7 protein-coding genes are annotated in these 9,046 nt (G+C 44.5%); 4 read left to right on the top strand and 3 right to left on the bottom strand.

Annotated features, from left to right (window positions below):
* Nucleotides 1–610 precede the first annotated feature (610 nt).
* From H6F44_RS21085 to H6F44_RS21075, 3 genes are all read right to left on the bottom strand, one after another.
* Nucleotides 611–1,420 carry a pentapeptide repeat-containing protein gene (locus H6F44_RS21085; RefSeq protein WP_190353062.1) on the bottom strand — a complete coding sequence of 270 codons (810 nt, stop codon included), beginning with the start codon at nt 1,418–1,420 and terminating at the stop codon, nt 611–613.
* Between the two features lie 82 nt (nt 1,421–1,502).
* Nucleotides 1,503–2,585, bottom strand: a complete 1,083-nt coding sequence (locus H6F44_RS21080) for a glycosyltransferase family protein (RefSeq protein WP_190353061.1) — start codon at nt 2,583–2,585, stop codon at nt 1,503–1,505.
* A gap of 157 nt (nt 2,586–2,742) precedes the next feature.
* Nucleotides 2,743–3,762: a DMT family transporter gene (locus tag H6F44_RS21075; protein ID WP_190353060.1), complete on the bottom strand. Its 1,020-nt coding sequence runs from the start codon at nt 3,760–3,762 to the stop codon at nt 2,743–2,745.
* A 347-nt stretch (nt 3,763–4,109) separates the two neighbouring features.
* On the opposite strand from H6F44_RS21075, the gene rpsL reads away from it, so the two are divergent.
* The 4 genes from rpsL to tuf all read left to right on the top strand — a co-directional run bounded on the left by rpsL (nt 4,110) and on the right by tuf (nt 8,869).
* On the top strand, nt 4,110–4,523 hold the full coding sequence (rpsL, locus tag H6F44_RS21070) for a 30S ribosomal protein S12 (protein WP_190353059.1): 414 nt from the start codon (nt 4,110–4,112) through the stop codon (nt 4,521–4,523).
* Between the two features lie 245 nt (nt 4,524–4,768).
* Complete coding sequence (rpsG, locus tag H6F44_RS21065; protein WP_190353058.1) at nt 4,769–5,239, top strand: 30S ribosomal protein S7; 471 nt, start codon at nt 4,769–4,771, stop codon at nt 5,237–5,239.
* A gap of 81 nt (nt 5,240–5,320) precedes the next feature.
* Nucleotides 5,321–7,402: an elongation factor G gene (fusA, locus tag H6F44_RS21060; RefSeq protein ID WP_190353057.1), complete on the top strand. Its 2,082-nt coding sequence runs from the start codon at nt 5,321–5,323 to the stop codon at nt 7,400–7,402.
* A gap of 234 nt (nt 7,403–7,636) precedes the next feature.
* On the top strand, nt 7,637–8,869 hold the full coding sequence (tuf, locus tag H6F44_RS21055) for an elongation factor Tu (protein WP_190353056.1): 1,233 nt from the start codon (nt 7,637–7,639) through the stop codon (nt 8,867–8,869).
* The last annotated feature ends 177 nt before the right edge of the window (nt 8,870–9,046 follow it).

The following is a 9,046-nucleotide window of genomic DNA, read 5'->3' as shown; positions in this document are numbered from 1 at the left end:
CTAGATAGGTCATACTTACTATGACTTGACCTATCTTTTTTATCTTAAATCCTCAAATCCCCATCTACTCATACTTCCCATATCTTTTGTCGCCCCGTCAGGCAAATGCATAATATATTATATTTACATGAATTAATAAAAACAAATCTATTACTGTGATCCCCATAGATTTAGATAATTATTAGTTACAACCTTTAGCTACAGCCTAACTGAGCCATTTTTATGATTCTAATCAGCACAAATAGGGATCAAAGTAACCAGATCTAAATTTGTGAACTGGTTCAAGATCATTAAGTAAATATTAAATTTCTTAAAAAAAAAGTCCGTTATAGTCACTAAGAGTGCGGAATTTAAGACATCACAAAGCAGCATACCTAGCGATCGCCCAACCTCAGCTAGCTAAATCACCAACTCCACAACAGCATAAGATCCAGCAATTTAGCTGATGTGAAGTCATTTTCAGATCTCTAAGCTTATGTAATGTCTCGGATAATTCCTCTATAGCGTGGATTGCTGGCAAATAGTTAGTAATGCTCGCTATTTTTGTTTTACAACGCTTTGCACTTACTCAACGCCCAATCAACAACGCCCATCAAAGCCTCAGTAGATTTTATTTGATATAAAGCGCCCCACTGGGCATAATTGCGCCATCTAGATTCACATCAGTTAGTTTCACCATCACCTTCTCGCCAAAACCGACCTTTGCCCCCATTAGATTTGCCCCCCTGAGATCCGCGCCACTAAGATCTGCACCAACTAAATTCGCGCCGCGCAAATCCGCATTTTGCAAGTTTGCCTGAAATAAATTTGCCCGAAATAGGTTTGCCCCTTGTAAGTTTGCCCCTTGAAGATTAATTCGGTGTAAAAAAGCGTCACTAAGATTGGCATTGCTTAGGTCGGCATAGCTCAAGTTCCGCCCTTCTAGATATTTCTCACGCAGATCAGCTCCCCGAAAATCTGCCCCCGACAAATCTGGATTGTGGTTTGATGGCGATGATTTTTGAGAGGAATAGGCTTTAGTACTTTCTTGATCATGGCTATGGGTGTGGCGATCGCTAGTTCTTTCAGGGCGCTGTTGTTGAGTTTGTTGTGTCTGTTGTCCTTGATATTTACTCTGATAGCGAGACTGATAGCGAGTTTGATATTGGTGGTAGGGGCGGCTATGGGTTTGAGTGCTAGATTGACCATGGGTTGACGTTTTGGGAGTATTTGCATTCTGCTCAGTCAACTTCCGTAAACTGTCCCTTGCATGATTAATTTCTTTAAGCTTTTCTTGAGCCTGCAATTGCAACTGCACATTTTCTCTAGGAATGCGATCAGGATGCCATAGCAAAGCCAACGCTTTGTATGCTTTGTTAATTTCATCCAAAGTGGCACTAGAGTCTAATCCTAGGAGCTTATAGCATTGCTCAATTTGCATGGTGGTCAATTCCCTGGTGTCAGAAATTTTCTAGGAATTTTTTATTCTAAGTGGATTAGTGATCCCTAATGTATCAAATCACTCAAGAAAATAAATCCAGCACTGCCGTAGCGATCGCCTGTTCGCCATGCATATCCAACTCAGAACCATTCAAAAGTTCTGGTGCCTGAAATGGCAAGTTCAAAAATTCCCAATCACTTTCGTAAAATTCTTGCGGGGAAATAATTAAATGGTGGGCATAATTCCGCACCCCAGCAATCAAAGTCTGTGCTTCTAAAAAGCCCTCACGAGTCAGACAAATCACAGGAATATTCACCCGTAAGGCTTCGGCTAATGTGCCATAGCCTGGCTTCGTAATCAGCCGATCGCATACCACCATCAGATCCACAGGGCGGAGGCGATCGCTGGGTTCACGGTTAGCTTGAGTCAAGTTTGGTAATTCAGGTGCATGGCGATCGAAGGTAATAAATTGCCACTCAGGAAATTTTGCCAAATTGTGATAGGGAATCGCTTCTAAACTCAAGCCCCCAAAGGTTAACAAAGCCGTAGGGCGATCGGCCTCTAAGTTAAATTTTTGCCGCAAATAGTCAGCAGTAAACTTCGGCTTTGCCCCCGTCAGCCCCACATCTTGAATATTAGGGAAACTCGACATCGGCTCAGCAAAGGGCAGTCGAAACAGGCGATCGCAATGGCTATAGCTTGCGGATAAGCGATCGGCTAACTCAATAAATTTCCCCCCCCAATCGCGATAAATAAAATCCCAACCAAAATTTCCCGCCATCCAACAAGGAATCCCTGCTGCCTTCGCCATCTCCGCCACCATCGGCGGCATATCACCAAACACAAGATCGACATTATGCGCTTGCATAAACTCAACCTCAGCAGCCATTAACTCCCCTTGGCGATCATGGATCTGCTGCCATGCCCCATAGGTCGCATCCATATCCGTCTGTAAGCTATCAACCTGCACCACACCAACATCAAACACCCTAGGATGGTAAACAAAATTTCCCTCAATATATTCTTCCAGCAACCATTGAGGCGCTTTGGTCGCCAAAATTAGTTTGATATCAGGCGATCGCTGTTGTAGCTCCGCCAAAACAGCAGCAGTACGGGTAGCATGACCAAACCCATGATTGGTAATTGCAGCATAGATAGTAGGCATTTACAGAGGAAATTAACTTCAAAACTAATCTTAATAGGTAGGTAATCAATAAAGCTTATCGACTTTCATTGCAGATAAAAAAGTATGATAATTTAACTAATGTGAGTGGGAAGTCCCGCACTTCGGTGATGAACTGAGGGCTTGATTTATTTACGACTCAGTTATGATCAAGCCCAACAGTTTCACCAGCAACCTCTAACATCTCTTGAGTCTCAGACATACTTTGCGAAATGTCACTATCAATGCCTCTGACACTCACCAAATAAATACTGCTCAAGGTCAAAATCACCCCCACCCACTGCACTAGGGTTAAATTTTCACCTAAAAACAAGCTGCTAAACATCAAAGCAAATACAGGCGTAGAGAAAGTTAAGGCGCTCAAGGTGGTTAAACTTCCCGAAGACGCAAAGAAGAAAAACAAACCATAGGCGATCGCACTACCCATAATCGCCACATACATCATGCCAACCCATCCCCACAGTCCCAGAAACTGCCATTGATTTTGTTCAAATTGATTAGAAATTAGCAACAGTGGCAACCCGCCGATCACCATATGCCATCCCGTCGCCATCACAGAATCGGCATAGCGCACCACAGGACGAATCAAAATAGTCCCCACCGCCATCGACAAAGACGCGCCCAGCATCAACCATTCCCCAGTTGTAAAGATACCCGCATGCAAAACGGTGGCAAAGTCACCCGCCAACAATGCCGCCATCAACTCCGCAGGCAAACCAATTAGTCCAATTCCCAATATCCCGATCAACAAACCTAGAACCCCAGCACCCCCCACCCGCTCCTGATATAAAACTGCCGCCATGACAGCCACAGCAAGGGGTTGTGAGTCAATGAGCAAAGAACCTAAACCTGCATCAGTCCTAACTAGCCCTTGCGCCAAAAAACCTTGAAACATCGCCCCATCCACCAGCGCAAACAAACTAATCCATAGCCAAGCCTGCCAACCCCTAGGCTGTTGACGACCCAAATAAATCCCCCCCACAATCAGCAAGATCCCCGCAGGTATCAACCGTACAGCCGCCATAAACATCGGACTAGTCTGCGGTAATAGAAATTTCATCACCACCATTGCGGTTCCCCATAAAAAAAATGGCGCGATGATCAAAGGTGATTGCCGAGTTAACTGCCGATTGAAAACGTTGTCGCCCGATGACTGCATATTGAGTGAGTTGAGTAAGGTAATTCTTAACTATAATAGTGCTAAGAAATGTTAACAACCTAACCTACAAGACAAATCACTCAAACTGCAACCTCACGAGTTTAAAAATCCTAACTAGTTTGATCTCTAGCTGGTAAAAGAGCATCCCCACTTTTGGAAATTAGTTTTACTACTCCCTTCCACCCCAATACCCAGCATTGCGTCACTTTACGCCGCACCACTAGGCATTGTTTTTTCGCAGAATGCGCCATTTCCCAACATCGCAATTGACTTTGCGACATATATATTGTTATAATTATGTGCTGTTAATTAGAATACACAGCCGCAGATATACCAAATCATCACCTATGCCCACGATCCAACAGCTCATCCGCAATGAGCGCCAAACCATAAACATCAAAACAAAGTCTCCTGCGCTAAAAAGTTGTCCTCAACGCAGGGGAGTATGTACGCGCGTTTACACTACAACACCCAAAAAGCCTAACTCTGCTCTTAGAAAAGTGGCACGGGTACGCCTGACTTCTGGCTTTGAAGTCACCGCATACATCCCCGGTATTGGGCATAACCTCCAAGAACACTCCGTGGTGATGATTAGAGGCGGACGTGTAAAAGATTTACCAGGTGTGCGCTATCACATCATTCGTGGCACACTCGACACTTCAGGTGTAAAAGATCGCAAACAAGGGCGCTCTAAGTACGGTGCAAAGAGACCTAAACCAGGTCAAGCTGCGGCTGCCTCCACAGGCAAGAAGAAGAAATAAATAGAGAACACTCTAAGCATATAGAAAATGTCTCTTGGTCGCACTCTCATCTCAATTGATGCAACCTCTTATTAACACACACCATTAACACAGCCCCTAAAAGCTTGTTCATTGGATTTACCGAGAGTTAATTGAAGTTTGCCAGCCAAAACATTAGCTAACTGAATGCAAATTTAAGAATACCAATTCCCCACTCAAACAAACTAACCTAGCAATTCATTTTACAAGGTGAATTAATTACTCTAATGTCCCGTAGAACAAAAGCTGCAAAGCGCATCACTCCCCCCGACTCGGTTTATAACAGCCGATTAATCAGTATGCTAATTCGCCGCGTCATGTCGCGTGGCAAGCATTCCGTAGCCTCACATATTGTATACAAGGCTCTAGATACAATTGGCGAACGTACAGGCAACCCGCCCTTAGAAGTATTTGACCGCGCCATACGCAACGCCACCCCCCTAGTTGAAGTCAAAGCCCGCCGTGTTGGTGGGGCAACTTACCAAGTGCCTATGGAAGTGCGAACTGATCGTGGTGTAGCATTAGCACTGCGTTGGTTGGTACAATACTCGCGTTCTCGTGCGGGTCGTAGCATGGTCACAAAACTAGCCAATGAGTTGATGGATGCTGCCAATGAAACAGGTCAGACTATCCGTAAGCGTGAAGAAACCCACAAAATGGCAGAAGCAAACAAAGCCTTTGCTCACTACCGCTACTAACCTAGCTACTGAACCATATCAGACCTCGCTATACTATTCTTAATATAAATTTCAATTCCTGACAAACACGAGGAAACTATTGTGGAACGCTCTATTGCCTTGGATAAGGTACGCAATATAGGTATTGCCGCACATATTGATGCTGGTAAGACCACAACTACAGAGCGCATTCTGTTTTACTCTGGCGTTGTTCACAAAATAGGTGAAGTCCATGATGGAACCGCAACGACAGATTGGATGGCGCAAGAACGTGAACGCGGTATTACTATTACCGCAGCAGCGATCAGCACCAGTTGGAAGGATCACCGCATTAACATTATTGATACCCCTGGACACGTAGACTTCACTATTGAAGTAGAGCGCTCCATGCGAGTACTTGATGGTGTGGTTGCTGTTTTCTGCGCTGTCGGTGGTGTGCAGCCTCAGTCAGAAACCGTCTGGAGACAAGCAGACCGCTATAAGGTTCCTCGCCTTGTATTCGTTAATAAAATGGATCGCATGGGCGCAAACTTTTTGCGGGTAAGAGAGCAGATCCGTACCCGTTTTGGCTCTAATGCTGTGCCAATTCAACTTCCTATTGGTAGCGAAGCAGATCTGACAGGTATTATTGATCTTGTCAAAATGAAGGCCTATATCTATAAAGACGAAATAGGTAAGGATATTGATGAAATAGATATTCCTGCTGATTTGGTGGATCTCTCTAACGAATGGCGAGCTAAGCTGCTTGAGTCCGTAGCAGACTCCGATGATACGCTCATGGAGAAGTATCTCGAAGAGCAAGAAATCACTGAAGAAGAAGTGCGTGATGGTCTGCGTAAGGGAACCTTGAGTGGCTTGATCGTTCCCATGACTTGCGGTTCAGCATTTAAGAATAAGGGCGTACAGTTGCTACTTGATGCAGTCATTGATTATCTGCCTGCGCCTAGTGATGTCAAACCTGTGCAAGGCATACTGGCTAATGGTCAAGAAGCCATGCGCGAAGCTAAAGATGATGCACCCATGTCAGCATTAGCTTTCAAGATCATGTCTGATCCCTATGGTCGATTGACTTTTGTGCGCGTTTATTCTGGCATTTTGAAAAAAGGCTCTTACGCCTTAAATTCGAGCAAAAACAAGAAGGAACGCATCTCTCGTTTGATTGTGCTTAAAGCTGATGATCGTCAAGAAGTTGATGAACTCAGAGCAGGTGATCTTGGCGCAGTATTAGGTCTCAAGGATACCTTTACTGGTGACACTCTTTGTGATGACACTTCGCCTATCGTTCTAGAGACCTTATTTATTCCTGAACCTGTTATCTCTGTTGCCGTTGAGCCTAAGACAAAGCAGGATATGGAAAAGCTATCCAAGGCTTTGCAATCCCTTTCCGAGGAAGATCCTACCTTCCGTGTCATGACAGACCCTGAAACCAATCAAACCATCATTTCAGGGATGGGTGAGCTTCACCTTGAAATTCTAGTTGACCGTATGAAGCGAGAGTTTAACGTTGAAGCTAACGTGGGTGCACCTCAAGTTGCTTATCGTGAAACTATCCGCACGGCTGTCACCAATGTTGAAGGAAAGTTTGCGCGTCAGAGTGGTGGTAAGGGACAATATGGTCACGTTGTGATCGATCTTGAACCTACCGAACCAGGCACAGGTTTTGAATTTGTATCTAAAATTGTTGGCGGTGTAATTCCTAAGGAATTCATCAAACCATCAGAGCAAGGTATGAAAGAAGCCTGTGAATCAGGAATTTTGGCGGGCTATCCCGTGATTGACCTTAGGGCTACCCTTGTACATGGTTCGTTCCATGACGTTGACTCTTCGGAAATGGCTTTTAAAATTGCTGGCTCTATGGCGATCAAAGATGCTGTTATGAAGGCAAAACCCGTTTTGCTGGAGCCGATGATGAAGGTAGAGGTGGAAACTCCCGAAGACTACATGGGTGACGTGATTGGTGACCTTAGTCGCCGTCGCGGCAACATTGCTGGTATGAATGACACTCCATCTGGCAAGAGGGTTGAGGCAAGGGTTCCTTTGTCTGAGATGTTTGGTTATTCTACTGACCTTCGTTCATCAACCCAAGGGAGAGCGAGCTTCTCGATGGAATTTAGCCATTATGAAGAAGTACCGAAGAATGTTGCTGAAGCTATTATTGCTAAAAGCAAGGGCAAAAAAGAGTAGCCCTTTGAATTACTCTACGGATACTCTATAGGCTAGCTGGTTGATTGGCAAAAGTGTTTGAAATTCCTGTTAGGTAAGATGCCCGACCTACAAATTTAAAATCCTTGTGTCGTTGGTATCCTGCCCTCTTGGTGGGGATATTTGTCAGTCAATCAGATAAACTAGAGTAGAAATTACCCCAAATGCTCTATAAACTAGAGTAACAACTACAAAAGTAAGGATAATTACGAAAAAATGGCACGCGCTAAATTTGAGAGAACCAAACCCCACGTCAATATTGGTACTATCGGTCACGTTGACCATGGTAAAACCACTTTAACTGCGGCAATCACCATGTCTTTGGCAGCCGCAGGTCAAGCAACAGCAAAAGCATATGATCAAATTGATGCTGCGCCAGAAGAGAAAGCCCGTGGTATCACGATTAACACTGCTCACGTTGAATATCAAACCACTGAGCGCCACTATGCTCACGTTGACTGCCCAGGACATGCTGACTATGTTAAGAACATGATCACTGGGGCTGCTCAAATGGACGGAGCGATCTTGCTGGTATCGGCTGCTGATGGTCCTGAGCCTCAAACTCGTGAACACATTTTGCTTGCTCGTCAGGTTGGCGTACCTAACCTCGTTGTTTTCTTGAACAAGGAAGACCAAATGGAAGGCGAAGATGAGCTAGTTGAACTGGTTGAGCTTGAGGTGCGTGAACTGCTTTCTTCCTACGATTTTGATGGTGATAATATTCCCATTACTCGTGGCTCGGCATTGAAGGCAGTTGAGCAGATGACTAAAGAGCCTAAGACTCAGCGCGGAGAAAATGCTTGGGTTGATAAGATTTGGGCTTTGATGGATTCTGTGGATGCTTATATTCCTACTCCTGAGCGGGCTGTTGATAAGCCTTTCTTGATGGCTGTTGAAGATGTATTCTCGATTACTGGTCGTGGTACAGTGGCAACTGGTCGGATTGAGCGTGGTACGGTCAAGGTTGGCGATATTGTTGAACTAGTTGGTATTGCTGATACTCGTACTACGACTGTTACTGGTATTGAAATGTTCAAGAAGAGCTTGGACGAAGGTCTAGCTGGCGACAATGCTGGTCTTCTGCTCCGTGGTATTCAAAAATCTGATATTGAGCGTGGTATGGTTTTGGCTAAGCCTAAGTCGATTAACCCTCACACTGAATTTGAAGGTCAGGTTTACATTTTGACTGAAAAAGAAGGTGGTCGTAAGACTCCTTTCTTCCCAGGATATCGTCCTCAGTTCTATGTGCGAACAACTGACGTAACTGGTACTATTGCCAGCTTCACGGCTGATGATGGTAGTGATGCAGAAATGGTGATGCCAGGCGATCGCATCAAGATGACCGTTGAGTTGATCAACCCTATTGCGATCGAGAACGAAATGCGTTTCGCGATCCGTGAGGGTGGTCGTACTGTTGGTTCTGGTGTTGTCACCAAGATTATTAAGTAGTTTGAGGCTATCTTAGAAACCATAAAAGCACCGCTTAGCGGTGCTTTTATGGTTTAAGGGTGGGTATGTCCCAAATCAGAAGTGTTGAACGATAGAAAATAATCAGAAAAAAGCGCTCCTAATTTGTTAAACTAGAAGCCATAAATTAAAAAAATAATATCTATGATGTTATCCAAC

It is taken from the genome of Pseudanabaena cinerea FACHB-1277 (genome assembly GCF_014696345.1).
In the GTDB taxonomy this organism is placed as follows: Bacteria; Cyanobacteriota; Cyanobacteriia; order Pseudanabaenales; family Pseudanabaenaceae; genus Pseudanabaena; species Pseudanabaena cinerea.
Note: the sequence above shows the minus strand (reverse complement) of the source record. Positions and strands in the feature narration are given on the sequence as shown.

Bases quoted from the DNA above. Each gene is read 5' to 3' on its own strand.
- H6F44_RS21085 (WP_190353062.1), bottom strand. From the start codon at position 1,420: ATGCAAATTGAGCAATGCTATAAGCTCCTAGGATTAGACTCTAGTGCC.
- H6F44_RS21080 (WP_190353061.1), bottom strand. From the start codon at position 2,585: ATGCCTACTATCTATGCTGCAATTACCAATCATGGGTTTGGTCATGCT.
- H6F44_RS21075 (WP_190353060.1), bottom strand. From the start codon at position 3,762: ATGCAGTCATCGGGCGACAACGTTTTCAATCGGCAGTTAACTCGGCAA.
- rpsL (WP_190353059.1), top strand. From the start codon at position 4,110: ATGCCCACGATCCAACAGCTCATCCGCAATGAGCGCCAAACCATAAAC.
- rpsG (WP_190353058.1), top strand. From the start codon at position 4,769: ATGTCCCGTAGAACAAAAGCTGCAAAGCGCATCACTCCCCCCGACTCG.
- tuf (WP_190353056.1), top strand. From the start codon at position 7,637: ATGGCACGCGCTAAATTTGAGAGAACCAAACCCCACGTCAATATTGGT.